This window comes from Catenulispora sp. EB89, assembly GCF_041261445.1.
GTDB lineage: Bacteria > Actinomycetota > Actinomycetes > Streptomycetales > Catenulisporaceae > Catenulispora.
Window position 1 is genome coordinate 191,739 of sequence record NZ_JBGCCU010000007.1, and the last position, 25,119, is coordinate 216,857.

Annotated in this window: 18 protein-coding genes; 10 read left to right on the plus strand and 8 right to left on the minus strand. The window is 70.7% G+C overall.

Features of this window, described 5'->3' with window-relative positions; all coding sequences use genetic code 11:
• Positions 1-1,327: 1,327 nt before the first annotated feature.
• From ABH920_RS17435 to ABH920_RS17445, 3 genes are all read right to left on the minus strand, one after another.
• Positions 1,328-5,125, minus strand: coding sequence for a hypothetical protein (locus tag ABH920_RS17435; RefSeq protein ID WP_370350050.1), 3,798 nt, complete (start codon positions 5,123-5,125; stop codon positions 1,328-1,330).
• A 685-nt stretch (positions 5,126-5,810) separates the two neighbouring features.
• On the minus strand, positions 5,811-6,983 hold the full coding sequence (locus ABH920_RS17440; protein WP_370350051.1) for a hypothetical protein: 1,173 nt from the start codon (positions 6,981-6,983) through the stop codon (positions 5,811-5,813).
• A gap of 179 nt (positions 6,984-7,162) precedes the next feature.
• Positions 7,163-7,786, minus strand: a complete 624-nt coding sequence (locus ABH920_RS17445) for a LysE family translocator (protein ID WP_370350052.1) — start codon at positions 7,784-7,786, stop codon at positions 7,163-7,165.
• 200 nt (positions 7,787-7,986) lie between these two features.
• On the opposite strand from ABH920_RS17445, the gene ABH920_RS17450 reads away from it, so the two are divergent.
• Together ABH920_RS17450 and ABH920_RS17455 are read left to right on the plus strand one after the other, a co-directional pair.
• Positions 7,987-8,406 carry a hypothetical protein gene (locus ABH920_RS17450; protein WP_370350053.1) on the plus strand — a complete coding sequence of 140 codons (420 nt, stop codon included), beginning with the start codon at positions 7,987-7,989 and terminating at the stop codon, positions 8,404-8,406.
• A 153-nt stretch (positions 8,407-8,559) separates the two neighbouring features.
• Positions 8,560-9,132, plus strand: a complete 573-nt coding sequence (locus ABH920_RS17455) for a GNAT family N-acetyltransferase (protein WP_370350054.1) — start codon at positions 8,560-8,562, stop codon at positions 9,130-9,132.
• Between the two features lie 129 nt (positions 9,133-9,261).
• Here ABH920_RS17455 and ABH920_RS17460 read toward each other — a convergent pair whose 3' ends face one another.
• The 5 genes from ABH920_RS17460 to ABH920_RS17480 form a co-directional block, all read right to left on the minus strand.
• Positions 9,262-11,229 (minus strand): primary-amine oxidase, encoded by a 1,968-nt coding sequence (locus ABH920_RS17460; protein WP_370350055.1) that lies wholly within the window; start codon positions 11,227-11,229, stop codon positions 9,262-9,264.
• Between the two features lie 45 nt (positions 11,230-11,274).
• Positions 11,275-12,729, minus strand: coding sequence for an aldehyde dehydrogenase (locus ABH920_RS17465; RefSeq protein WP_370350056.1), 1,455 nt, complete (start codon positions 12,727-12,729; stop codon positions 11,275-11,277).
• A gap of 150 nt (positions 12,730-12,879) precedes the next feature.
• Entirely contained in the window at positions 12,880-14,094 is a 1,215-nt protein-coding gene (locus ABH920_RS17470) for an MFS transporter (protein WP_370350057.1), read from the minus strand.
• Positions 14,095-14,241: 147 nt separating this feature from the next.
• A complete protein-coding gene (locus ABH920_RS17475) occupies positions 14,242-15,231 on the minus strand; it encodes a helix-turn-helix domain-containing protein (protein WP_370350058.1) in 990 nt (329 codons plus the stop codon).
• Positions 15,232-15,305: 74 nt separating this feature from the next.
• Positions 15,306-16,772, minus strand: a complete 1,467-nt coding sequence (locus tag ABH920_RS17480) for an APC family permease (RefSeq protein WP_370350059.1) — start codon at positions 16,770-16,772, stop codon at positions 15,306-15,308.
• 254 nt (positions 16,773-17,026) lie between these two features.
• Between ABH920_RS17480 and ABH920_RS17485 the strand changes: the two genes are divergently transcribed.
• The 8 genes from ABH920_RS17485 (at position 17,027) to ABH920_RS17520 (ending at position 25,032) form a co-directional block, all read left to right on the plus strand.
• Complete coding sequence (locus ABH920_RS17485) at positions 17,027-17,824, plus strand: SDR family NAD(P)-dependent oxidoreductase (RefSeq protein WP_370350060.1); 798 nt, start codon at positions 17,027-17,029, stop codon at positions 17,822-17,824.
• A gap of 29 nt (positions 17,825-17,853) precedes the next feature.
• The gene (locus ABH920_RS17490; protein ID WP_370350061.1) at positions 17,854-19,320 is read left to right on the plus strand and encodes a fumarylacetoacetate hydrolase family protein; all 1,467 of its coding nucleotides are present in this window, start codon (positions 17,854-17,856) and stop codon (positions 19,318-19,320) included.
• On the plus strand, positions 19,317-20,240 hold the full coding sequence (dapA, locus tag ABH920_RS17495) for a 4-hydroxy-tetrahydrodipicolinate synthase (protein WP_370350062.1): 924 nt from the start codon (positions 19,317-19,319) through the stop codon (positions 20,238-20,240). The genes ABH920_RS17490 and dapA overlap by 4 nt, the downstream gene beginning before the upstream one ends.
• Before the next feature lie 10 nt (positions 20,241-20,250).
• Entirely contained in the window at positions 20,251-21,756 is a 1,506-nt protein-coding gene (gene hpaE / locus ABH920_RS17500) for a 5-carboxymethyl-2-hydroxymuconate semialdehyde dehydrogenase (protein WP_370350063.1), read from the plus strand.
• A 5-nt stretch (positions 21,757-21,761) separates the two neighbouring features.
• Positions 21,762-22,775, plus strand: a complete 1,014-nt coding sequence (gene hpaD / locus ABH920_RS17505) for a 3,4-dihydroxyphenylacetate 2,3-dioxygenase (protein WP_370350064.1) — start codon at positions 21,762-21,764, stop codon at positions 22,773-22,775.
• Between the two features lie 32 nt (positions 22,776-22,807).
• Positions 22,808-23,611 carry a MoaF C-terminal domain-containing protein gene (locus ABH920_RS17510; protein WP_370350065.1) on the plus strand — a complete coding sequence of 268 codons (804 nt, stop codon included), beginning with the start codon at positions 22,808-22,810 and terminating at the stop codon, positions 23,609-23,611.
• A 4-nt stretch (positions 23,612-23,615) separates the two neighbouring features.
• The gene (locus ABH920_RS17515) at positions 23,616-24,332 is read left to right on the plus strand and encodes an SDR family NAD(P)-dependent oxidoreductase (RefSeq protein ID WP_370350066.1); all 717 of its coding nucleotides are present in this window, start codon (positions 23,616-23,618) and stop codon (positions 24,330-24,332) included.
• A 148-nt stretch (positions 24,333-24,480) separates the two neighbouring features.
• A complete protein-coding gene (locus ABH920_RS17520; protein ID WP_370350067.1) occupies positions 24,481-25,032 on the plus strand; it encodes a hypothetical protein in 552 nt (183 codons plus the stop codon).
• Positions 25,033-25,119: the final 87 nt, after the last annotated feature.

Below are 25,119 nucleotides of genomic sequence, written 5' to 3' on the forward strand. Positions count from 1 at the left end.
AGGGCTCGAGAGTGGCGTCAACTGATAGATGCCGGTTGGCGGTTCTCCGCCGTCTTTCCCGCCGACTCTCTTGCGACGCCTGCGCTGCGATCGTGACCAGCGGGACCAGAAGCACGCCGAGCAAGACACCGATGAGCCGTCGCAAACGGACCGAAGGCGGTAGAATCGCGACAGCCAATGAGTCAGAACTCTGGGATAAACCTCTGGGGAGGAGGCGAGAGTGCACGACAACCCGAGATCCTTCGGCTCGGTCGCGGAATCGCTCGCGACCACCCCAGTGATCATCTTCGGTGAGCCAGGTCGGGGCAAGTCGACCATTACCCACGTTCTGCGCCTGTTGGAAACGACGCGGCAAGAGACTTGGCGAGCAGAGCGCGCCCTAGCCGCATGGCTCGTGGCCGATGCGGGCGCCGGGAAGACGTTGCTGTGGTCGCCGGCTATCCCGTCTCTTCGCGGTCGAGGCTGGATGCTCCGAGCGGTCCGGCGGCCTGGGTACGTCTTCCGGAACCAATCCGACGCGGCTCCGCTGCGCGAGTTCCACGCCGTGCCTTACCTGCGTACAGGCAACAAACTGTGCCAGCAGCCGTCGGCAGGGCTGGCCGAGTTCGCCAATGCAGGTCGTTTTCTCGCACTTGACCAGGCAGAGCGCGAGCTTCGTACGTCCCTGCCGCCGCGTGAATCGGCGACACGGGACCGGTGGCAGCGAATTGCTCGGCGCCTACTGCTCAAGGACGCGGCCGGCCGCCGCCTCTACCAAAACTCAGCGCGTGCGAGAAGGGCTGCGCTGGAGGCGCTGTGTCCGAGATGGTGGCGTCAGAGCTACCCTCCGCCGTCCCGGATTGCGGCCCAGTTCCGCACGGCTCTGGTAGGCACTCTGACGCGTACAGCCCCTCCGCTCGTCGCTTCGGCGAGCGGGATGGTGCCCGGCCAGCCGTCCCCCTCCTACTGACTGTTCATCCAGCGGTAGGCACCGTGGTTTTTCCCGGGCCGGGGTCCCGTCAGCTTCCCGGAGTTGTCGTATGCCTCCCATTGCAAGACGTGCATCGTCCTGTACTTGCACGAACGAGATCCCAGCACTGGCGATTCACGTTGGTGGATTTCATCTCGTTCTCGAGAAGTTCCCTCGTCGGGTCCTCGGGTTCGTGGTTGGGCTCGTCACTACGGTCTCAACGCTCTGTGCGATCTTCGTACGGTGATGTATATCGTTCACCCCGCCGGTCCCGGCAGTGGCCGCAACCGGCGGGGTGCTCGAGTTGTGCTGCCAACTCGGAGCCCAGGACGAACGCATCAGATCCTGTGACAAAAGCTGCTTGATGGCCTGGTCACGTCAGCGGCAGGGGTTCTTGTAAGGCACATCCGGCAAGTACTGCTGCCATCGCTGCCTGTCCTCAGCTCCCGCAGTCAGTGAACAGATTCTCTCTCCCGCCGCCTGCGGGTCGAGCACGGTGATCTGCACGGTCTCGTCGTCGCCGGCAGTGGCGACCACGCGGCGGTCCTCCGGGCTGAACGCGACTGCGTCGACGGGCCCGTCGTGCCCGGCGATCGCGGCGCCGCGGGGTGCGGTCGAGGCCGGGTCCGCGGTGTCCCACAACCGTAGGGTGCCGTCGGTGGCGCCGCTGGCCAGCGTGCGGCTGTCCGGGCTGAAGGCGACGGTGGAGACGCTGCCGGTGCCGCTCGCCGGTGCGGGTTCCTGAGGTGCCTGCTTCCGGCTCGACCAGGCCGTCAGGTCCCACAGGTCGATGCCCGCGTTTTGGGCGGCTGCGGCCAGTGTGTTGCCGTCGGGGCTGAAGGCCAGGTCCAGGATCCCGTCGGGCGCGCCGGCCAGGCGGGAGGACACGAGCGGTACGGGGTTGGCGGGGTCTGACATCCGCCACCGGCGGACCGTGTCGGCGTCGGTGGCGGATGTCAGGTCGCGGCCGTCGGGAGTGAAGGCGAGGGCGTGGACGGAACTGGTGGACCGGTACAGCGGCGAGGCGATCGCCAGTGGGTCCGCCGGATCGGAGACGTTCCACAGGCGTACGGTCCCGTCCTCGCTGGACGCTGCCAGGATACGGCCGTCAGGACTGAACGCCAGGCAGGTCACCGCTCCGACGAAGCCCGTCCGCAGCATGTCGATCGCGAGCGGATGTGAGAAGTCTGAGACGTCCCACAGCTGGATCGTGCCGTCCTGCGAACCGCCGGCCAGGACCTTGCCGTCGGCTCGGAAGACCAGGTTGGTCACGGTGCCGCCGCGATCGGCCAGCGGATCCCCGAGAGCCTTCGGGTGCCAAGGGTCGGCCAGGTCCCACAGCCGGACCGTCTCGTCCTTGCCGCCGCTGGCCAGCACCTGGCCGTCCGGCCGGAAGGCGAGTGCCGTGACGGGAGCGCTGTGGCCGACCAGCACGGTTCCGGGCAGAGTCCAGATCCGTGCGGTGGCATCGGTACCGGCGCTGGCGAGTTCGTGGCCTCCGGGACGGAAGGCGAGCGCGTCGACCGCCCCCGTGTGACCGGTCAGCGGCTGGCCGAGCTGGATCGCGGCGCCCGGGTTGGCGGTGTTCCACAATCGCACGGTGTGGTCCGCGCCGGCAGTGGCCAGAACCCGACCGTCCGGACTGAACGTCATGGCCATGACCGCGCCGTTGTGGCCGGTGAGCGGCGGTCCGAGCGGGGTCGGATCAGCACGGTCGGCCAAGCTCCACAACTGGACGGCGTGGTCGTCGCCCGCGGCTGCCATGACGGCACCGTCCGGGCTGAACGTGACCTGCATGGCGACGCTGTCGTCGGAGTCGACTCGAAACTTTGTCAGGGGACTGAAGCCCGCGGTGTTCACGTCCCACAGACGGACGGTGCCGTCGCGCCCTGACGCGGCCAGGATCCCGCCGTGGACGAACGTGACCGACGCGACGCCCTGGCCGCCGTTCGAAAGCCGCTGGACTGCCCGGGGATGCGAGGGGTTGGAGATGTCCCAGATCCCGACGGTGTCGTCGTTGTTCGCGGTCGCCAGCAGCCGACCGTCGGGGCTGAACGAGACGGACGCCGCACGGCTGGTACCGAGGCCGGTCGCCGAAATGTCGTACGCGGCGGGGCGTCTGGGGTCCGACACGTCCCACAGCTGGACTCCCGCCTCGGTTCCGGAGCCGGCCAGGAGCTTGCCGTCGGGACTGAATGCGAGGTCGAAGATCTGTCTGCCGGAGGCCAGAGGTGGGGCGAGCTGAGCGAACGACGTCGCGTCCCACAACCGGATCTGGCCGCCGCGCCCGGACGGGCCCGGAGCGCTTCCGTCCGAGTCATCGCCCCCGCTGGTGGCCAGAACGCTCCCATTCGGGTTGTACGCGAGGGCGTAGACCGTCGGGGAGGAAACGGCGAACACCCGAGCCAGGGGCGCGTGTTCGGTGCTCAGCAAGTCGGCACCGATGTCGGCGTCGTGGTACATCCGATACGACGCCAGCTCCGCGCGGGCCGCCATCGAACTGTCCTGGCCGAGCAGTTCGGGGCCGTCCACGGCCAACTCGTCGGCGACCACATGGTCCTGCGCGGCTCGTGCGGTCGTCCGTTGCTGGAGGGCCACGGCCGCCGTCGTCGCGGTCAGGACACTGAGAACGGCCAGCGCGGCGATCACCAGAGTCCGTGCCCGCGCCGCCCGACTCGCTTGGCGCCGCGACGCCGCCAGGTACCGATCGAGGGCCGGCGTGCCCAGGACATCGTCCCGGTGGCCCGACGCCCACTCCGCGGCGACCGCGAGGCGGCCGGAGCGCAGCAGCAGGCCGGGGTCGTGTCCGGCGTCGGTCCAGGCCGCGGCGGCGTCGGTGAGCCGCTGGCGGACCAGCAGTCCGGCGCGGTCCTCCTCGATCCAGGACCGCAGGCGCGGCCAGGCCGACAACAGCGCCTCGTGGGCGATCTGCACGCTGTCCGTGTCGACGGTGAGCAGGCGCGCGCCGACCAGTGCGGTGAGCACTTCGGCGGTGTCGGGGTCCAGTTCGCGCCGGTCCAGTCGCTGCTTGGTGTCTTCTGCGTTCGTGCCCAGGCGGACCATGCGCAGCAGCAGTCGTCGGGCCACCTGCTGCTGTCGCTGCGGCAGCCCGGAGAAGGCGGTCTCGGCGGTGCGCGCCAGAGCGTCGGCGATGCCGCCGCAGGCTTCGTACCCGGCCAGAGTCAGGGTATTGCCACGGCGGCGCCGCCACGCCTCGCGCATGGCGTGGGAGACCAGCGGCAAGGCCGCGGGCTGCCGGGCGGCGTCAGCCACCACGCGCGCCTGGAGAGCGGCTTCCACGGCGCAGCCCGCCTCGGCGGCCGGCCGGCTGACCGCGGTCCGCAGCTCTTCGCCGGTCATCGGTCCGACGAGGAACTGTGCGCCCTGCAGTAGTTCTACCAGCGCCGGATACCGTGCGCAGTGAGCGTAGAAGTCGGCGCGCACCCCGATGACCACGCGGGCACGGCTCTCGCCGGCCCGGGCGACGTCGGCGAGCGCGGCGATGAAGGCTTCGCGCTCCTCTTCCTCTGAGCAGAGCGTGAACAGTTCCTCGAACTGGTCCACCACGATCAACAACTGGCTGTTCGGCCCGCTGGCGGCCAGTATCTGCAGGACACTGAGATGCAGCGCCTCCGGACTTGTCTTCAGGTCGCGGAACAGGCCGATCGCCGAGATGCCGCTCAGGCAGGCGAACTGGGCTGCGCACTGCTGGAGCGGATGCGGCCCCGGGGTGAAGTCCACACACTGCCACAACGGGCCCTCGGGGACCGGACGGGCCGCCCAGGCTCGGAGCCCGGCGTGCAGCAGCGAGGACTTGCCGCAGCCGGAGGCACCGAAGACGCCGACGAAACGCTGCTTACGGACCGCTTCCACCAGCTGCTCGGTCAGCACCTCGCGGCCGAAGAACCGGTCGGCATCCGCCGGACCGTAGGCAGCCAGGCCCAGGTAGGGACAGGTCTTGTAGTCGGCGTCTTCCTGCGGACTCTGGCCGCCCCGCGACGCCAGATCCGCGGCGAGCGCACGCCAGCGCGGCTCCCATGCCTGCGCGTCGCCGCCGCAGGCGCGGACGAAGGCCAGAGTCACGGACAGGCTCGGCAGTCGGCGTCCGCCGGCGGCCTCGGCAAGGGTGGTGGCCGAGAAATGCGCGCGCCGGGCAAGCTCGCGATACGGCGGCATCCCCGCCCGGAGTCTCAGACCCCTGAGTTCTTCTGCGAACTCTCCCAACACCCCGCTGTCCGGCGGCAATGGCTGCTCAGTACGTGGCACGGCATCCCCCGATCGTCCAATGTCACAGAACGATAACGCATCGCTGTCCACGAGTTTGTCAGAACTCTGTTGTCAGGTGTCCGTCTTCCGACACCGGACAACGACACAGCGCTAGACCGGAGTACGTGACCGACACGGGGCGGACCACACAGCACGGCCGCCCGCTGGACCTCTCCCCGGTCCGCGGGCGTACCACTCGTCCGTACGGCCAATAGAAGGAAACGCATGCTCACTACTGCCAGCAGCGCCAAGAGGGCTTCGAGGCGTCATTCCATGCACTCGGTCGTCCTGGCCGTCGGGGCCGTCACGCTCGCCGGCGCCGGGGCCCGTTGGCGGCGGGATCCGGACCGGCGCGGCGTCGGTCGCCATCGCGCCGACCGCCACCGTCAAACCCGTTGGCCGCGCGAGCTATTTCGAGCCGACAGCCATTGACGGGACCCCAACGACAACCTGCCGAGCGGTTTCCTGAACGTCTCCGGTGGCTGGGGGCATCGGTGACGTGACCGAATAGTCGGGAAACCCAGCGAGTGAGCCAGGCCCTGGTACTCGGGGTCTGGCTCACTCGTCCCTGCCTTGGTGCAGGTGTCGGCGGTCCCTACCGCGACCGGCGACCCGAAGCCGCCGCCGCAGCCGCAGCCGCAGGCGCCGTCGGTGTCGCCCCGGGCACGGAGTAGGAGAAGGTGAGCGTCGGGCTGCCGGTCGTGTCGGGGATGGCGACCGCTCCGGTGACCAGCGCCGGCGAGGCGTAGGACGATCCGGCCCCGCCGCCGCCCTGGCCGCCGCCTCCGCCGAAGAAGCCGCCGCCGCCCCCGCCGCCGGCGTTGCCTCGGCCGCCGAGGCCGGGGGTGCCCTCCGAACCGACTCCGCCGAGGGCGCCTCCGGTGGCGCCGCCGCCTCCGGCTCCGACGCCGGCGTCGGACGCGGGGTCGGTGAAGCTTCCGCCGCCTCCGCCGCCGGCGACGGCCGCGGAGGGCCCGCCTCCTGCTCCGCCGTTCCCGATGTCCGGGTTGCCGATGCCTCCGGCGCCTCCGGCGTCGGTGGTGCCGTCGCCGCCGGGGAGCGAGCTGGCGCCGCCGCCCCCGCCGATGCCGAAGCCGCCGCCGCTGCCGCCTTGCGCGCCGGCCTGACCGGCGATACCGCCGGTGCCGTTCCCGTTTCCTCCGCCGCCGCCCAAAGGTTCGGGGAAGCCTCCGCCGCCGCCGGAGGCGACGAGCAGGCGGGGGTCGGTGGCCGGGTCTCCGGTCAGCACGCAGGCGGACGCCGGGCAGGTCTGGACGGCGGTCGCGCCGCCGCCCCCGCCGCCTTCGAAGCCGGGGGAGCCGCCGCCGTTGTAGGCGCCGGGGCCGACGCCGCTGTAGACGCCGCCGACCTCGAAGTACAGGGTCTGGCCGGGGCCGGTGGCCAGGGTCGAGGCGGTGACCGTGCCGCCGAATCCACCCAGCTGGGTGCCGGGCGCGCCGGTCGCGGTGATGTCGTTCAGGGTCGTGATACCGGCCGGGACAGTGAAGGCGAATTCGCCCCCTGCGTTCGCGGTGACCGTGTAGGAGCACTGGACGGTGGTCCCGCTGAAGCCGATCGTGATGACGCCGTCGCTGGTGCTGGCGGTACCGCAGTAGGGGTCCTGTGCGGACGCCGTCGGCGCGGCCGTGACCAGAGCCAGAGCTTGGGGCAGCATGGCGCCGGCCACGCAGAGTGCGGTCGTGCGCAGCCGCCGTCGGGCCCGGGTGCGGCGCCAGCCGGAATCGATTCGGCGGAGGGAGCGGGGCATGCGGGTGCCTTTCAGGTTCTCGGCCCGGCCGCCGGCCGCGGCACGGCGTCAGGGACCGGGCCGGACGCCCTCCCTTTTCCACCGGCCATCAAAAGCCCTGGCACAGCCGTCACGGCGCCCGCAACGCCGCCGCCGGCCGGAGTTCAGCCGTTAGGCCCAACGTCGGCGATGCTCACCGTTCAACGTTCCACCGCCAGCCGCACTCCCAGGCCGATGAACACCCCGCCGGTCGCGGCGTCCAGGCGGCGCCGTGCCTTCTCGCGGCGGCCGAGCCAGCCGCCGATGCGCCCCGCGAAGACGCCTACGGCGCCGTCCACCAGGAACTCCAGTGCGATGAAGACCGCGCCGAGGATCGCGAACTGGAGCCAGACCCGTCCCAGGCGCGGGTCGACGAACTGCGGGAGGAACGCGATCGTGAAGGTGATCATCTTCGGGTTCACCAGGTTGGTCAGCAGGCCCCGCAGGTACGCGCGCCGCCCCGAGACCCCGCTGCCGGTCTCCAACCGGTCCTGGCCGCGGTGGCGGATGGCCTGCACGCCGAGGTACATCAGGTAGGCCGCGCCGGCCAGGCGCAGCGCCGTGAACGCGGTCGGCGCCGCGGCGAAGAACGCCGACAGGCCGGCCGCGGCGAGCGCGATGTGCACGACCTCGCTGGTGGCGACGCTGGCGGTGGCGAGCAGCCCGGCCCGGGCGCCGCCCCGGATGCCGCAGCCGAGGACGAAGAGCATGTCGGGGCCGGGACTGACCATCGCGACCGCGGTGGTGAGCAGGAAGACAGCGAACAGGTGCATGTTCAGGGCCATGGCCCCAATATCCGTGTCGCCGGAGCCTGCGGGCGAGGGGTTTTCGAGGGGCGAGATGCTGCTGAGGTGCTGAGCCCGGTCCGCGTTTGGATTTCGCGAGCGTTGCCCGACGACGAGCCGAATTGAGCCGATAGCCCGATGCCGCGCTCTAGTCTGGAGACGCCGGTGAAGATCACCGGCTCATTCCTGGGAGTGAACCGGTGCCCCACCGCAAGAAGACCACCCGCGTAGCGGCGCTCGTTCTCGTGCTTGCTTCGGCGGCCCTGGGCGCGTCGGCGTGCTCGTCGTCGGCGCCCGCGCAGTCGGCCAAGACCACATCCTGCACCGATTTCGCCACCTTGATCGCGGCCGCGATCAGCGGCAACAACGGCGCCACGGACCAGGCCACGACCCTCAAGAACGGCCAGGCGCTGGCCCAAAGCCTCACCCAGGAAGCCGCCGCCGCGACCGATCCGAACGCCAAGACCGCCATGGCCGCGTTCGCCGCCGACTACACCTCGCTCGTCGCGGCCATCGGCAAGGCCGACGCCGGCGACAAGGCGGCGGCCGCGGACGTCACGACCATCTCGGCGAAGGTCACGACGGATTCGGCCTCGGTGAAGAGCGTCTGCGGGAACTGAGCACAGGCTTTGAGACAGCATTCGCAGATCCTCCAGGGCGCACGAGACCTGTGGACCCAGATCGCCGCAGCTCCTGTAGCTTTCCCGGACCGGGGAATCAGCATCGTGACGTCCCCGAGGTCGGGGATGTGCCCGCCGGGATCCGTCGGCCTCGTGGTGCTGGCCGGTGCCGGGATCGGAACGGCTCCGGATGACGCGACCGCCGACGCGGTCCGTGCGGCGCTCGCCGACTGTCCGCCCGAACGGCTGCATGATCCGGTGGAGGCCGCCGAGGTGCTTCCGGCGGGCGAGATCCTCGGACCTGCGGCCCTGGCCTACCTCGCGCCGGACGCGTTCCGGCCCGCCTCCGGTCCCGCTGTCGAGCAGCTGCCCGCCGACCATATCGACCTCAGGGCTCTGGAAAGCCGGTGCAGCCTGGAAGAACGCGGCGAGGCGAGCATTGGCGAGCTCACCTCGCCGGTGTTCGCCATCCGCGAGGGCGGCGACCTCATCGCGGCCGCCGGCTATGTGGCCTGGCCACGCGACACCGCGCACCTGGCCATCCTCACCGCGCCCCGTGCGCGAGGGCGAGGCCTGGCGAAAGTGACCGCCTCCAGCGCTGTCGCGCATGCGCTCGCAGCCGGGATGTTGCCGCAGTGGCGCGCGCGAGTGCCGGCGTCGCAGCGGGTGGCGCACGCGTTGGGTTTCACCGAACTCGGAGTGCAGATCCGGCTGAAGATCGCTTGATATCCAGCTGCGCACCGATGTCCGAGAGCTGGTGCCGGCGAGCCCGGCTCATCACCCGCAGCAATGCCCGCCACCGGCCGCCGCGCGACCCACCGCCCCGTCCCCGGCGCCCCGCGTCCCACCGCCCCGTCACCCGCAGCAATGCCCGTCACCGGCCGCCCCGTCACTCGCCGCCCCGTCACTCGCCGCCCCGTGACCCACCGCCCCCACATCCAACCCCGGGTTCCGCCCGAAGAAGTCCACCGGCTTCAGCGTGAAGCCCGCGTAGTCGACCGGCATCACCGGCCAGTCCTCGGTGCGCGGGAAGTGCGTCAGGCCGAACGTGTGCCACAACACGATGTCCTGGCCGTCGATGTCCCGGTCCGCCGCCGCGTAGCTCGGCAGGCCCGCGCCGCCGGGGTGCTGGTTCACCAAATCCCCGGCGGGGTAGCGCTCGGCCGGGTCGTAGCGCGTGACCCACAGGTGCTTGGCGGCGAAGGCCGCGCGGCGGTGGACCGCGGAGTCGGGGTGCGCCAGCAGCACCGGTTGGCCCTCGGGGTGCAGCGCGTAGCCGGTGGGGCGGCCCAGGCGGTTGGCGTGCCCGGGGTTCACGACGTGCCACGCGCGGGCGCGGCCCGGGTCGGCCAGGCGCTGGGCCTGCGACTCGCGCGCGAGCCGCGTGCGGTCCAGGGTGAAGGCGTTGCCGTACGGATTGCCCGCCCCGAGCGGCAGCGCGCGCGCCTCCACCTCGTCGACCGCGTTCAGCGGCCCGTCGACGCTCATGTCCAGGCGCGCGCAGAACAAGTGCTGGTGGAACGGCGCGCCCAGGCCCGGCGCCAGCTCGGAGGCGAACTCCGGCTCGCGGTGCGTCATGGCCGAGGTGAAAGGAATGCCGGTGGCCTTGGCCTCCAACTGGATCGTGCCGTCAAGGTACAGATACCAGTAGAACCCGTAGTCGTAGTTCCCGACCGTCGTGAAGAACGACACCACCATCCGCCGCTGCCGCCGCGTCTCGGAAGCACCGGTCCAGCCATCAGAGTGCTTCCACAGCACCCCGTAGTCCTCCTCATGCAGGCACACCGCGTTCCGGACCCGCCGTGGCACGCCAAGCTCGTCGGCCAGCACCACATCCAGATACGTGATGTCACCCAGACAATCGCACCCGAGTTCCAGCGAGTTCGTATACCGCCCGAACAGATACTCGCCGGCGTCGAAGTAGTTCTGCCAGAAGCGCACCGGCGAAGGATCGGCGTACGGAACCACCATCTCCGCGATCGAAGCCCGATACAGGATCGGCCGCTCCTCCTCGCCGTCCTGATACGCCAGCTGATGCAGCACCAACCCCTCGCGCGCGTCGAACCCGAGCCGCACGCTCCAGTTCTGCCAATGCAGAACATCGCCGACCAGACGGAAACTCGGCCCCTCCGGCTGCGTGATCTCGATCGGCCGCAACCCCTCCCGCGTAGGCCCGACATACGCCGGATCGTCGAAGTCCGCGCACTCGGCCGGTACCGGCACCACACCGGTGTCGATCACGCTCACTACCTCCCGCGCGATCGGATCGACATACGCCACGAGCCCATCGACCGGATGCGCCCAAGGATTGTCCCGAGGATGGTCCTGCCGGAACCCGAGCGACCGGATGATCCGCCGCCCACGCTCGCCCGGATGGTCATAAGACCCCGCCGACAACGGCGCGACCCGCACCTGCTCCGGTACCAACCCCCGCGCCGCCAAAGCCGCACGCCAGCCCGCATCCCCGCCAAGGATCTCCTCGACCACCGCGAACTCCGCATCGAGGATCGGCAGCCGACCGTCCCGCTCGGCATCGGGCTCGCGCACCGACTCCACAATCCCGCCGCTCACCGAGACGACGACATCGCGGGACCGACCGTCCGTCACATCGAGAAGAAGAACCCTGACACGTCGCTCGAACGGCGCCCCCGGCAGAAACGCGAGCACATCGCGCTTATCAGGCTCCTCAACCCCCACATAAGCGAACCGCGTACCGTCGTCCAGCATCCCGGCCTTCTCCAGAATCGATCGGACGGCGAGAACATCAGCCTCGCTCAGGCGGTCAAGCGGATGAGCCGCAGCGGGCAGCTTCTCGGCGGGCATATCGAAATCTCCTTGAACCAGAAGGGAAAGGGGTCGTTGAAGCACTCAGCCCAAATGCATCCACACGCCCTTGACCTCCGTGTACACATCAACCGCGTACTTCCCCATCTCCCGCCCCCACCCGCTGGCCCCGAACCCGCCCCAAGGCGCCCCGCTGTCCGGAATCGGCAGCATGTTGACGAACACCGCCCCGGCCCGGATATCAGCCGCCAACCGGTGTGCCGTCGCCAAATCCTTCGTCCACACCGCCGCGGCCAATCCGTACTCGGTGTCGTTGGCCCGCGCCGCCAACTCCTCCGGATCGTCATAAGCCAGTACCGGCAGCACCGGCCCGAACACCTCGTCCCGCGCGATCGACATCCCGTCCCGCACCCCGGCCAGCACCGTCGGCCGGTAGAAGTTCCCGCGCGCCAACTCCCCGTCGCACCGTGCCCCGCCGGTCACCAACTCCGCGCCCTCCTCGACCGCGCGCCGCACGCACCCCTCAACCTTCGCCAGATGTTCGGCGGTGACCAGCGGCCCCAGCTGTGTCTCCGGGTCCAGCCCGTTCCCCAGCCGCAGGCCGGCCGCGCCGCGCGCCAGCTTCTCAGTGAACTCGTCCACCCGCCGCCGATCGACGTAGAACCGCGTGTACGCCGCGCATACCTGCCCGCTGTTCAACAGCCCGCCCTGCAGGTTCCCCGCGACCGCCGCGTCGATGTCGGCGTCGGCGGCGATGACGCTCGGCGCCTTGCCCCCGAGCTCCAGCGTCACCCGCTTCAGGTTTCCCGCGCTCCCGCGCACGATCTCCTTGCCGACCGCCGTCGACCCGGTGAACGAGACCTTGTCGACGCCCGGATGTTCGACCAGCGCCCGCCCCACCGCCGGCCCGCCGGTCAGCAGGTTGACGACGCCCGCCGGGATCCCTGAGCGCTCGATCAGCTCCACCAGCCGCACCGTCGTCGCAGGGGTCTGCTCCGCCGGCTTCACGATCACCGTGTTCCCGCACGCCAGCGCCGGAGCGATCTTCCACGTCGCGATCATCAGCGGGAAGTTCCACGGCGTGATCAGCGCGCACACCCCGACCGGCTCGCGCCGCGTGTAGTGCAGCGTGTCCGGGAAGGACACCGGCGCCACCGCGCCCTCGATCTTCGTGCACCACCCGGCGTAGTACCGGAAGTGCTCGGCCGCCCCGGCGACGCTGACGTCCCGCGCGACGCCCAGTGGCTGCCCCTGGTCGCGCGTCTCCAGCTCGGCCAGCTCCCCGGCGTGCTCCTCGATCAGGTCGGCGACCCGCCACAGCAGCCGGGCCCGCTCGGCGGCGGTGATCCCGGCCCAGGCCGGGGCGCCGAGCGCGGCGCGCGCCGCGTCGACCGCCGCGTCCACGTCGGCGGGGCCGGCTTCGGCGAAGGTCCCGACCACCGCGCCGGTGGCCGGGTCCAGGCTGGGGAACGGTGCGCCGCCGTCGGCGGAGTCGGCCCACTCGCCGCCGATGAACAGCCGGGCCTGTGTCTGCTCCATGCTTTCGATGCCCCATTTCGTGTACGGGTCCGCTGGCGCCGCCTGAAGCGTCGTCGCGTTCAGCGTCGCAAGCGGCCGCAGCCGGGGCTTGTCCGTCAGCGAACAGCCGTTGACGGGGGCTGCTCAGTAGGGCGTCAGGCAGGATCGGGCTCAACCGGCGTCTGCGAACGTCCCGGTGCTCGCGGCGATCAGTATCCCGGCGGCGATCAGGACCGGGACGCCGAGCAGGAACGGCGCGTGCAGTCCCAGCCGGCTCGCGACGACGCCGCCGAGCCCGGCTCCGGCCAGCGATGCCGCAGTGATGACCGCCCGGTTGATGCTGATGACGCGTCCCAACAGGTCCGGCGGTACCGAGCTCTGGATGGCGGTGCGTGCCTGCACACTCCAGATGGCGAAGGCCATGCTGCTGCTGGCCAGGACGGCGGCGGTGGCGAGCACCGAGCTCGTGGTGCCCAGCGCCAGCTGGCCGGCTGCGGCGAGGGCGAGGCAGGTCAGGGCGGTGGCTTTCGGCCCGATCCGGCGGGTGAGGGCGGCGGCGAAGTAGCCGCCGCTGAGGCCGCCGAAGGCTCCGGCGGCGAGCAGGATTCCGTACCAGGCCGAACTCAGGTGCAGGACCTGGTGGAGGTAGAGCACGAGGAGGGTGAACCAGGCGCTGTCCGTCAGGGCCAGGGCGGCGCTGGTCGCGGGTACCGGCCAGAAGCCGCGGTGGTGGCGCAGCCAGTGCATGCCGCCGCCGGTCCGGTTCGGTCGCCGGCCGGCTTTGGCTTCCGCCGTTGCTCCGGCGGGGGTTCGGAGTAGCGCGGGGATGCCGGCCACCAGCGCGACGGCGATCGCCAGTGTTCCGCCGTTGACGGCGAACGGCAGGACCAGGGCGATGCCGAACAGGTAGCCGCCCAGAGGCGGGCCCAGGAACTCGTTGCCGGCGATCTCGGCGGTGACCATGCGGCCGTTGGCGATGTCCAGGTGCTCGTGCGGTACCAGCGAGGGCACCAGGGTGCTGGCAGCCGTGGCGCGGACCACGTCGGTGGCGCCGGAGATGAACACGACGACGTACAGAACGCTCATCGTCGCTCCGCCGGAGACGATGAGGGCGATCAGGCCCAGCAGGAACACGAGCCGGATGGCGTCCGCGGCGACCACGACGCGCCGGCGGTCGAACCGGTCGGCGAACGAACCGGCCGGCAGCGCCAGGAGCACGCCGGGCAGCTGGGTGGCCACGGCCACGCCGGAGATCAGCACCGGGCTGCTGGTCAGGGCCGCCGCGAGCAGCGGGAACGCCGCCGCCCGGATGCCGTCGCCCAGGTTGGACAACAGTGTTGCCGTCCACAGCCGCCGATACGGTGCGCCCAGCGCCGGTGTCGCCATTCTCAGCCCCCTGCGATCGGCGCTCTGTGCTTGCGAGAGTGTCAACGAAAGCAGTGTTGGCACTCTCGCGTCAAGAGTGCCAACGCGACGGCCCCGCCGGGCGGCCTCGACCGGGCGGTGCGTTCGAGTCCTGATACAGCTGCCGCGCTAGAAGTCCCGATCCGCCACGCTCAGCGTGATCTCGCCGCCGGGATCGCTGGTCAGCCGGTACTCCCGAGGACTCGCGCCGTATGCGGAGCGGAAGATCCGGCTGAAGTGCGCGGCGTCGGCGAAGCCCCACCGCGACGCGATCGCCCCGACGGCGCGGTCCAGTTGCAGCGGGTCGCGCAGATCCCGGCGGCAGTGCTCCAGCCGCCGATCGCGGATCCAGCACGAGACCGTCGTCCCCTCGTCCCGGAACAGCTTGTGCAGGTACCGCGTCGAGATGAAGTGCGCCGCCGCCACGGTGTCCGGGCCGAGGTCGTGATCGCCGAGGTGGCTCTCGATGAACGACGTGATCCGCATCATCAGCGCCCGCCGCCCGGAATCCGGACATGGAGCCTCCAGCTCCAGACGGTCCGCGACCAGCGTGACCAGCAGATCGACGATGTTGTCGGCCAGCCGCACGCTGCCGGGCGTCTCGTACTCGTCCAGATGGTCCGCCAGCCGCATCAGCAGCGGCGACACCAGCGCCCCGACCCCCTGCCGCCCCGAGACGCGCACGGCCGTGATCCGCCCGACGTCCTCCGGCGCGACCCGCAGCAGCCGGCGCGGCAGCATCAGCACCAGCTGCCGGTAGCTGTCGTCGAAGGCCAGGCTGTAGGGCCGGGTGGTGTCGTAGATGGCGAAGTCGCCGGGGGTCAGCGGGGCCTCGCGGCCGTCCTGGGTCAGGACGCAGTAGCCGCGCAGCTGCAACCCGAGCTTGAAGTAGTCGCGGTCGGAGGCGGCGATGGCGCGCGGCGTGCGGTTGACGGTGTGCGCGGTCGCGTCGATCTCGGTGACCTGCAGCTCGCCGAGGTGGATGCTGCGGATCTGGCCGTGGAAGTCCGCGGTGCCCGGTTCGGCGCGCAGCGGCACGAAGGTGTCGCACACGACGCTGCGCCAGAAGTCGAAGCGGTCGTTCGCGGGCAGGTCGGCGGTGCGCAGTGCCAGGGTCATGGTGCGTCCCGGGGTTGGTCGTGCGGGTGGGTCCACGCTGCTCCAAGCGGGGCTGGTAGTCAATGCACCGGTGATCAACGAATCTGGCCGGCCCGGGTCCGTCCCGTGAACACGAACGACGCCGCGAACCCGAGCACCAGCACCGCCAGCGCCGCGTACGGGGCGTAGATGGTCGGCGCCGTGACCTTGTAGACCGAGCCGAAAATCGCCCCTCCGGTGACCGCCAGTCCGAGCAGGCAGGCCAACCCCTTGCGCCACAACGCGGTGTCGATCACCGGCGACAGGACCGCCAGCGACAGCAGTGCGTACGTGACGGCCAGCCCGAACGCGCCGAACGCCGACAGCCACGAGTACATCGCGAAGTAGTGCGGCAGCCCCGGCGTGGCGAACAGCCCGGCCCAGGCCGCGGTGAGCACGATCCACGTCCCGTACACCACGACCACCACCGCGTTCCCGGCGCTCGGCGTACCCCGGCGTGCCGAGACCCGGGCCAGTGCCTTGGGCATCCGGTGGTCGCGGGCCATCGCGAACACGCCCCGCGCGCCGGAGACCGAAACGCCGATGTACACGGCCGTCATGTCCAGCAGCACGATCAGCTCCACCAGGCGGCGCACGGCCACCGCGCCGACACCGCCGGCCGAGTGCGGCCCGGCCAGCACCGTGACCAGGCCGGCGGCCGGAGCCGGGGCGTTGCCGTTGGCCTGGCCGATCGCGTTCAGGTCGAAGTGGAAGCCCACGACCTGCGCGTAGCTGCCCAACAGGTAGAACCCGAACGCGGCGAGGATCGCGAACAGCACGGCGCGCGGCACGTCCCGCTTCGGGTGCTCGCTCTCCTCGGCGACGTTGGCCGCGGCCTCGAAGCCGGTGAACAGCAGCACCCCGTAGAGCACGCCGAACAACACGCCGCTCCAGTGCGTCGGGGAGCTGGAGGGCTTGAACGCCTTGAAGCTGTTGGCCGAACCGGACTTGATGATGACGTACAGGAAGAACACCGTCATCACCGCCAGCGACAGCATCGCCAGCACGAACTGCGCCCGCGTCGACAGCTGCACGCCGAGATGCAGCACCACCGCGAGCAGCGCCAGCAGCAGCACGTTCCAGCCCCAGCCCGGCAGCACGGAGTGCCCGAACTCGGCCAGCAGCAGGTCGTGGACGGTGCCGCCGATCAGCACCGCGATCCCGGCGCCGAGGATGATGATCCCGGCGTAGTAGACCCAGCCGGCGGCCACTCCGATCCGCTCGCCGAGGCCCTCGGCGATGTAGTCGTACAACGACCCCGCCGACTGGATCCGCTTGGTGAACTGCACGACCGTCCAGCCCAGCCCGAGCATCCCGACCGCCGCGATGACGACCGCCAGCGGCGCCGCCCCGCCGGCGCCCTTGCCGGAGGCCGTGATGATGCCGGCGACCAGCGGGACGATCGCCGCCACCGAGAACACCGGCCCCATGAAGCCGACGGACTGGGCCACGACGTCCAGCAGGCCGAGTTTGCGGCCGTTGCCGAGCTGTTCGTATCCGGGACCTGCTTGTTGCGTGGTCACTGCTGCTCCTCGGGCCGGGGACCTGTGGTCGGGGGACAAGTGAGCACAGTGTGAGCGGGCCGCCCGACGGGGGTCTTGTCCAGGAGCGCTCAGGAGTTGTCGGGGAGCGACAAGGGTTTCCGGCCGTGTCCTTAGCTCCAGTCGATCGATCCGGACCCGAGCCATGCCCGACGTTCGGCTGACGTTCACCCGACGACAACGGGTGTGCGTTGCCGGACAAGTGCGCGGCCCGGCGCGTGAGCAGACTCGGTCTCATGACCGACAAGCACGTCTTCATCGTCACCGGCGCCGGGAGCGGCATCGGTGCGGCGACCGCCCGACGCCTGGCCGCCGCCGGGCACCAGGTGGTCGCGGCCGGACGCCGCCCCGAGCCGCTGGCCGCGATCGCCGCCGAGACCGGCGCGCTGGCCGTCGCCGGAGACGCGGCCGACGCCGACGGGGCGAACGCGGTCGTGGCTGCCGCCGTGGACACCTACGGCCGCCTTGACGGTCTCGTGCTCAACGCCGGAGTGATGATCCCGGGCGCGCTCGGCGAGACCTCGGCCGAGGACTGGGACACGGTGCTGCGGATCAACCTGACCGGTCCGGCGCTGCTGGCCAAGGCGGCGCTCGCGCACCTGCTTGCCGCACGCGGCTCGGTCGTCGCCGTGTCCTCGGTGGCCGGGCTGCGCGCCCCGACCGGCGCCAGCGCCTACGCGGCGTCCAAGGCCGGTCTGATCATGCTGACGCAGACCCTGGCCGCGGACTACGGCGCGGCGGGACTGCGGGCCAACGCGGTGTGCCCCGGCTGGGTCCGCACCGAGATGGCCGACCAGGAGATGGACGACTTCATCGGTCACGGCGGCGCCCGGGACGCCGGCTACGACCAGGTCACGCGCCTGGTCCCGCAACGCCGCGCCGCCGCCGCGGCCGAGATCGCCGAGGCGGTCGCCTGGCTGCTGTTCCCGGCGGCCTCCTACGTCAACGGCGCCGTACTGCCGATCGACGGCGGCGCGACCGTCGTGGACGTCGGCACCAGCGCCTACGGATTCCGCATCGAGCCGCGCGGCTGAGCCCACCAGAACAGCGAGAGAGAACACTGATGCCCCACCCCCTGGGAACGCGGCCCGGCAAGGTCATCGCGGTCCACCTCAACTACCGCAGCCGCGCCGCCGAGCGCGGCCGGATCCCGGATCAGCCCTCGTACTTCCTCAAACCCGCCACCTCGCTGGCCGGCACCGGCGACCCGCTGGTCCGGCCGCGCGGCTGCGAGCTGATGGCGTTCGAGGGCGAGATCGCCCTGGTGATCGGCGAGCGTGCCTACCGAGTCCCGCCGCAGCGGGCCTGGCAGCACGTTGCCTGGGTCACCGCCGCGAACGACGCAGGCGTCTACGACCTGCGCTACGCCGACCGCGGCTCCAACCTGCGCTCCAAGGGCTCCGACGGCTTCACGCCGGTCGGTCCGCGCCTGCTGGACGCGCGCGCCGTCGAACCCGGCGCACTGCGGCTGCGGACCTGGGTCAACGGCACCGTCGTCCAGGACGACACCAGCGACACGCTGCTGTTCGACTTCGCCCGGCTGGTCGCCGACCTGTCCCGGACTATCACCCTGGAGCCCGGCGACGTCATCCTCACCGGCACCCCCGCCGGGGCGGGCGTCGTCGAACCCGGCGACCTGGTCGAGGTCGAGGTGAGCAGCGGCACGCACACCACCGGCAAGCTCGCCAACCGCGTGGTCGAGGCGGAGGCCGCGCTGGCCGAGTACGGCGCGATGCCACGGGTGCTCGCCGAGGACAAGGCGGCGGCGTTCGGCGACGCGGCTGCTGTCGTAGCGACCCTCACAGCCGCGCGGCGCGCCGCCCTGGCCGTGATCTCCGCCGCCACGCTCGCCTCCCAGCTGCGCAAGCGCGGCTTCAACGGCTTCTTCGTGGACGGCGTGCGCCCGACGCGTCCGGACCTGAAGATGGTCGGGACTGCTCGAACCCTGCGTTACCTCCCGCTGCGGGAGGACCTGTTCGCACGCTATGGCGGCGGCATGAACGCGCAGAAGCGCGCCATCGAATCGCTGCTGCCCGGCGAGGTCTTGGTGATGGACGCCCGGCGGGAAGCAGACGCCGGCACGCTCGGCGACATCCTGGCCCTGCGCGCGCTCCAACGCGGCGCCGCCGGCATCGTCACCGACGGCGGACTGCGAGACAGCGCTGCCGTGTCAGGGTTCGATCTTCCCGTCTACTCCTCTTCCGTGCACGTCGCGGTGCTTGGCCGCAAGCACGTGCCCTGGGACACCGACGTCCCGATCGCCTGCGGCAACACCCTGATTCAGCCCGGCGACGTTCTGGTCGGCGACGCCGACGGCGTGCTCGTCCTGCCCTCGCATCTGCTGGACGACCTCATTACCGACGCTCGGGAGCAGGAACTCCAGGAGGCGTTCATCACCGAGCAGGTGGCCGCCGGAGCTTCGATCGCCGGTCTGTACCCGCTCGGCCCGGACTGGCAGCAGGCCTACCAGGCGTGGCTCGCCGGCCGAACCGACAGCTCGACCGACAACCGGATGGAGAGCCCGGCATGAAGTTCCGCTCCGACCCCCGGCAGATCCGCGGCTCCCTGGCGCCGGTCGTCACGCCGTTCGCCGACGACGGCGCCCTGGACGTGGCGGGACTGCGAACCCTGATCCGTTGGCAGATCGGCTCTGGCTCCCATGGCATCTCCCTCGGCGGCTCCACCGGCGAGCCCGGTGCGCAGAGCACCGAGGAACGCATCGAGGCCATGCGAGTAGCGGCCGAAACCATCGCCGATCAGGTGCCCTTCCTGCCCGGAACCGGTTCGGCGAAGCTCGCCGAAACCCTCGAACTCACCTCGGCCGCCCGCGACCTCGGAGCCGACGCCGCGCTGATCATCACGCCGTACTACGCCCGCCCGACGCAGGAGGCGCTGTACCGCTGGTACGCCACGATCGCCGCCGAGTTCCCCGACCTGCCGCTGGTCGTCTACAACGTGCCCTCCCGCACCGCGGTCGAGATCGACCCGGGCACCGTCGCCAGGCTCTTCAAGGACTTCGACAACATCGTCGGGATCAAGGAGACCACCAAGGACTTCGAACACTTCTCCCGCACCTCCCACGCCTGCGGCCCGGACCTGCTGATGTGGTCGGGCATCGAACTGCTGTGCCTGCCGCTGCTGGCCCTCGGCGGCGCCGGCTTCGTCTCCGCCCTGGCCAACATCGCACCGGCCGCCGTCGCGCGCATGTACGAACTCTGGGAAGCCGGGGATCAGGACGGCGCGCGCGACCTGCACTACCGGCTGCATCCGCTGGTCGACCTGCTGTTCGTAGAGACCAATCCGGCCCCGGCCAAATGGGTGCTCAAGGACGCCGGACTCCTGGCATCCGCGCACGTCCGCCCACCGCTGATCGAACCCACCGAGGCCGGTTTGGCAAAGATCAGGGCCCTGCGGTCCGCCGGTGCCGACCTGCTCGACTTCCCCGCATAGAGGACCACCCATGACTTCCATCCCTGCGGACCTGCCCAAGACGATCCGCCACTACATCGCCGGCGAACAGACCGACTCCGCCGACGGCCGCACCTTCGCCAACGCCGACCCGGCCACCAACATCGGGTACTGCGACGTCGCCTCCGGCGGCCCCGCCGACATCGCCGCGGCCGTCGTGGCGGCGCGCGCCGCGTTCGAGATCGGCCCCTGGCCCCGCATGAGCCCGCGCGAGCGCGGCCGGATCCTGCACCGGATCGCCGACGCCATCGAGGCCCGCGAGGACCGGCTCGCCGCCTGGGAGTCCTTCGACACCGGCCTGCCGATCACCCAGGCCCGCGGCCAGGCCCGGCGCGCGGCCGAGAACTTCCGGTACTTCGCCGACCTGGTCAACGCGCTGCACGAGGACGCCTTCCGCACCGCCGCGCAGATCGGCTACGTCGTGCGCAAGCCGATCGGCGTGGCCGGGCTCATCACGCCGTGGAACACGCCGTTCATGCTGGAGAGCTGGAAACTGGCCCCGGCCATCGCCGCTGGCTGCACCGTCGTGCTCAAGCCGGCCGAGTTCACGCCGCTGTCGGCGTCGCTGTGGACGGAGATCGCCGAGGAGGCCGGGCTGCCGGCCGGGGTCCTGAACATCGTGCACGGCATCGGCGAGGAAGCCGGCGCCGCGCTGGTCGAGCACCCGGACGTGCCGCTGATCTCCTTCACCGGCGAGACCACGACCGGGCAGACCATCATGCGGGCCGCCGCCACCGGTCTCAAAGGCCTGTCGATGGAGCTCGGCGGCAAGTCGCCGTGCGTGGTGTTCGCCGACGCCGACCTGGACGCCGCCGTCGACGGCGCGCTGTTCGGCGTCTTCTCGCTCAACGGCGAGCGCTGCACGGCCGGCTCGCGGGTCATCGTCGAGGCCTCGATCTACGAGGAGTTCGTGGCGCGCTACGCGGCGCGCGCCGCACGGATCCGTGTCGGGCATCCGCAGGATCCTGACACTGAGATCGGCGCGCTGGTCCACCCCGAGCACTACGAGCGGGTCCTCGGCTACGTCGCGTCCGGCATCGCCGAAGGCGCACGCCTGGTGGCCGGCGGCGCGCGGCCGGAGGCACTGCCGGAGGGCAACTACCTGGCCGCCACGGTCTTCGCCGACGTGCAGCCGTCGATGCGGATCTGGCGCGAGGAGATCTTCGGGCCGGTCGTCGCCGTCGTGCCGTTCGCCGACGAGGCCGAGGCGGTCCGGCTGGCCAACGACACGCGCTACGGACTCGCGGGCTATGTCTGGACCTCGAACCTCCAGCGCGGCCACCGGGTCGCGCAGGCGATCGAGGCCGGGATGGTGTGGCTGAACTCGCACAACGTGCGCGATCTGCGGACGCCGTTCGGCGGGGTGAAGGCCTCGGGGCTAGGCCAGGAGGGCGGCGCGCACAGCATCGACTTCTACACCGACTCCCAGATCGTCTCCGTCGCGCTCGGCGAGACCCACGTCCCGCGCTTCGGCGCCGGTACTGATGAGGAGGGCTGATATCTATGACCGATACCCCGCCGCCACCGGACGTCGTGCGCTCCGCGTACGCGCAGCTGGCCGTCACCGATCTGGACGCCGCGCGCTGGTTCTGGGTCGAGATGCTGGGCTTCCACGTGCAGTACCAGACCGAGGACAGCCTCTACCTGCGCGGCACTGATGAGCTCACGCACCACTCGCTGGTGCTGCGCCTCGGCGACACAGCGGCATTGGATCACATCGCCTACCGCGTCCGGACCCCGCAGGATGTCGATCGTGCCGAGGCCTACGTCAGGGCCCTGGGATGCCAGACGCGTCGGATCCCCGGCGGGAGCGGGACGCACGGGATCGGCGAAGCGGTACGCGTGGTGGATCCGCTCGGCTTCCCGGTCGAGTTCTTCTATGAGATAGCGCAGGCTGAGCGGCTGATCCAGCGCTACGACTTGCGGCGAGGCGCCGAGATTGCGCGCCTGGACCACTTCAACATCTGCACCCCGGACATCCCCGCCGCCTACGAGCACTACCAGGGCTTGGGATTCGGCTGCTCGGAGACCATCGAAGGCGACGAGCACGAGCTGTACGCGGCCTGGATGTACCGCAAGCAGACCGTCCACGACGTCGCCTTCACCGGCGGCGCCGGGCCCCGGCTGCACCACCTCGGCCTGGCCACGCACGAGTCGCACCAGGTGCTGCGGACCGCCGACCTGTTCGGCGCCGTGCACGCCGAGCACCACATCGAGCGCGGCCCCGGCCGGCACGGCGTCTCCAACGCCTTCTACGTCTACCTGCGCGACCCGGACGGGCACCGCGTGGAGATCTACACCTCCGACTACTACACCGGCGATCCGGACCACCGGACGTGGCGCTGGAACATCCACGACGACCGGCGCCGCGACTTCTGGGGCAACGCCGTCATCGAGTCCTGGTACAAGGAGGCCTCTCCGGTCCTGGACCTCGACGGCGTCCCGCAGCCGATCACCGACACCGTTCTCGACGAGTCCGCCGACGCCACGCGGGTCGGCGCCGACGGGCTCGGCTGAAGGTAACGAGCACAGGAGTACAGGAGCACACGATGACCACTTACGAGCAGGACTACGTCGCCGCCGATCTGTGGCCGACGCTGAACGTCCTCGACAACAACGGGTTCGCCGCCTACAACATCCCCGAGTCCTCGGCCTTGGACGGCAGAGTTCTCAAGCTGCGGCTGGACACGGCCGGCGAGGTATCGGTGTGGTTCAGCGGCGGGGGAGCCGTGGAACTGCGGGAGGGCTCGGCGACGACCGTTCATCAGGCCTCGATCAAGGAGGTCGATGCGGGGCTGTTCCTCGTGCACTTCGTTCGGGCTGACGACGATATGGCCGCCGTGGTGATGCTCCTCGACCTGACCGCGAGCGTCGCAACCGTCGTGCGCAGCTCCATAGTCTCGGGCCCGGCCAAGGGCGGCCTGTTCGCCGAGGAGGACGTGGACGGCGGCACCTTCGACGGCACCAGTGCCGAACGCCATCAGCGCACGGCCGACCTGGTCGGTCGTCGGATCCAGTACGTCTACGGACCCGACAACGCCTACGAGCACATCTACCTGCACGAGAACGCCTACGCCTGGCAGTGCCTGGCCGGGGCCGAGAAAGGTCTGGCCGACGTCGACCGCGCTCGCGTGTGGAAGATCCGCGCGGACATCTACCTGCTCACCTGGCAGGAGAAGGTCGTGCCCTGCGACGGCGTCGTCATCCTGAACTTCCGGGCCGGCGCCTACCAGTCCACCGGCCGGATCTGGGGCTACGACACCGACGCCGGGACGACCAACGCCATCGCGATGGGCGCCCGCGCGGTGTTCCTGAACCACACCGCCCACGACCCGGCCACCTGGACGGCCTGAGGCGATGGAGCTGCGACTGGCCGACCGCGTGGTCGTCGTCACCGGCGGCGCCTCCGGGATCGGGGCGGCGTGCGCGGAGGCGTTCCGGGCCGAGGGTGCCCGCGTCGCGGTCCTGGACCGCTCGGCCTCGGCGCCGTGGCCGGCCGACGTCACCGACGAGGCACAGGTGGCGGCCGCACTCGACGCGATCGCCGGCACGCACGGCGGCATCGACGTCCTGGTGTGCTGCGCCGGGATCTCCGGTCCGGTAGGTACACACGCGGCCGATATCGCAGTGCGGGACTGGGATTCGGTGATGGCGGTGAACGCCAGGGGCGCGTTCCTCAGCGCCAAGCACGCCGTGCCGCATCTGCGGCGCGCGGCGGCGCCGAGCATCGTGCTGCTGGCCTCCGACTCGTCGTTGGTCGCCTCGGAAGGCATGGCGCCCTACTGCGCGTCCAAGGGCGCGGTTCTGATGCTGGGCAAGGCTTTGGCCACCGATCTCGCGCCGGACGGCATCCGCGTCAACTGCGTGTGCCCCTCGATCGTGGACACGCCGATGTCCCGTGCCGACATGGGGCTCGCGGCCGGCTTCGACGGCGTGGGCTACCCGGTTCAGAGCCCTGATGAGGTCGCCGCTCTGGTGCTCTTCCTGGCCTCGCCGGTGTCCCGGCCGGTGAACGGCGCCCACCTGCTGTCGGACTTCGGGATGGCGGCCAAGTCCGGGTTTCCGATGGATTGAGGCGTGCGCTGCGGGAAACGGCAGGTTATGAGTTCCGGGCCTATGACTGAATCTTGATATCAGCATCTTGCGGCCCTCCGTACTCGTCGGTAGCTTCCCCGGCGACAGCGAAAGCCACCTTCGCCACCCACCGGAAGGCCGCATCCCCATGTCCTACGCGATATCGCGTCGCTTCACCCTGTTCGTCGCCGTCTCGGCCGCCATCGCCGGCGCGGCCGTGTTCGTCGGGCCCGACGCCCAGGCCGCCCACGCAGACATCACGTGCTCCCAGGCGTACCTGCCGCTGCCGGACCCGGCGTGCACGCCGGGCGCGCTGAACCCGGACGTCACGCAGGACACGATCGACTCGACGATCTGCGTGTCGGGCTGGACCGCGACGGTCCGTCCGCCGACGTCCTACACCAACGCGCTGAAGGTCAAGCAGATCGCCGAGTACGGCTACAGCGACACCAGCACGAGCGACTACGAGGAAGACCACTTCATCCCGCTGGAGCTCGGCGGCGCGCCGCGCGACCCGCAGAACCTGTGGCCCGAGCCGCACTACGGCACCGACAGCTCGGGCGGCACTTCGTACACGAAGGACAGTGTCGAGAACAAGCTGAAGAAGGCCGTCTGCAACGGGAGCGCCAGCCTGGCCGACGCGCAGAACGCGATCGCGACGGACTGGCAGACGGCGCTGTCGACGCTCGGCCTGAGCTGAACCGATCCGAGCCGAGCTGATCTGATCCGAGCTGATCCGATCTGATCTGAAGCGATCTGAGCTGAACCGATCTGATCCGATCCGGCT

Excerpts from the sequence above, each read along its gene's own strand:
- ABH920_RS17435 (WP_370350050.1), bottom strand. The coding sequence starts at position 5,125 with ATGCCGCCGTATCGCGAGCTTGCCCGGCGCGCGCATTTCTCGGCCACC.
- ABH920_RS17440 (WP_370350051.1), bottom strand. The coding sequence starts at position 6,983 with ATGCCCCGCTCCCTCCGCCGAATCGATTCCGGCTGGCGCCGCACCCGG.
- ABH920_RS17445 (WP_370350052.1), bottom strand. The coding sequence starts at position 7,786 with ATGGCCCTGAACATGCACCTGTTCGCTGTCTTCCTGCTCACCACCGCG.
- ABH920_RS17460 (WP_370350055.1), bottom strand. The coding sequence starts at position 11,229 with ATGCCCGCCGAGAAGCTGCCCGCTGCGGCTCATCCGCTTGACCGCCTG.
- ABH920_RS17465 (WP_370350056.1), bottom strand. The coding sequence starts at position 12,729 with ATGGAGCAGACACAGGCCCGGCTGTTCATCGGCGGCGAGTGGGCCGAC.
- ABH920_RS17470 (WP_370350057.1), bottom strand. The coding sequence starts at position 14,094 with ATGGCGACACCGGCGCTGGGCGCACCGTATCGGCGGCTGTGGACGGCA.
- ABH920_RS17475 (WP_370350058.1), bottom strand. The coding sequence starts at position 15,231 with ATGACCCTGGCACTGCGCACCGCCGACCTGCCCGCGAACGACCGCTTC.
- ABH920_RS17485 (WP_370350060.1), top strand. The coding sequence starts at position 17,027 with ATGACCGACAAGCACGTCTTCATCGTCACCGGCGCCGGGAGCGGCATC.
- ABH920_RS17490 (WP_370350061.1), top strand. The coding sequence starts at position 17,854 with ATGCCCCACCCCCTGGGAACGCGGCCCGGCAAGGTCATCGCGGTCCAC.
- dapA (WP_370350062.1), top strand. The coding sequence starts at position 19,317 with ATGAAGTTCCGCTCCGACCCCCGGCAGATCCGCGGCTCCCTGGCGCCG.
- hpaE (WP_370350063.1), top strand. The coding sequence starts at position 20,251 with ATGACTTCCATCCCTGCGGACCTGCCCAAGACGATCCGCCACTACATC.
- hpaD (WP_370350064.1), top strand. The coding sequence starts at position 21,762 with ATGACCGATACCCCGCCGCCACCGGACGTCGTGCGCTCCGCGTACGCG.
- ABH920_RS17510 (WP_370350065.1), top strand. The coding sequence starts at position 22,808 with ATGACCACTTACGAGCAGGACTACGTCGCCGCCGATCTGTGGCCGACG.
- ABH920_RS17515 (WP_370350066.1), top strand. The coding sequence starts at position 23,616 with ATGGAGCTGCGACTGGCCGACCGCGTGGTCGTCGTCACCGGCGGCGCC.
- ABH920_RS17520 (WP_370350067.1), top strand. The coding sequence starts at position 24,481 with ATGTCCTACGCGATATCGCGTCGCTTCACCCTGTTCGTCGCCGTCTCG.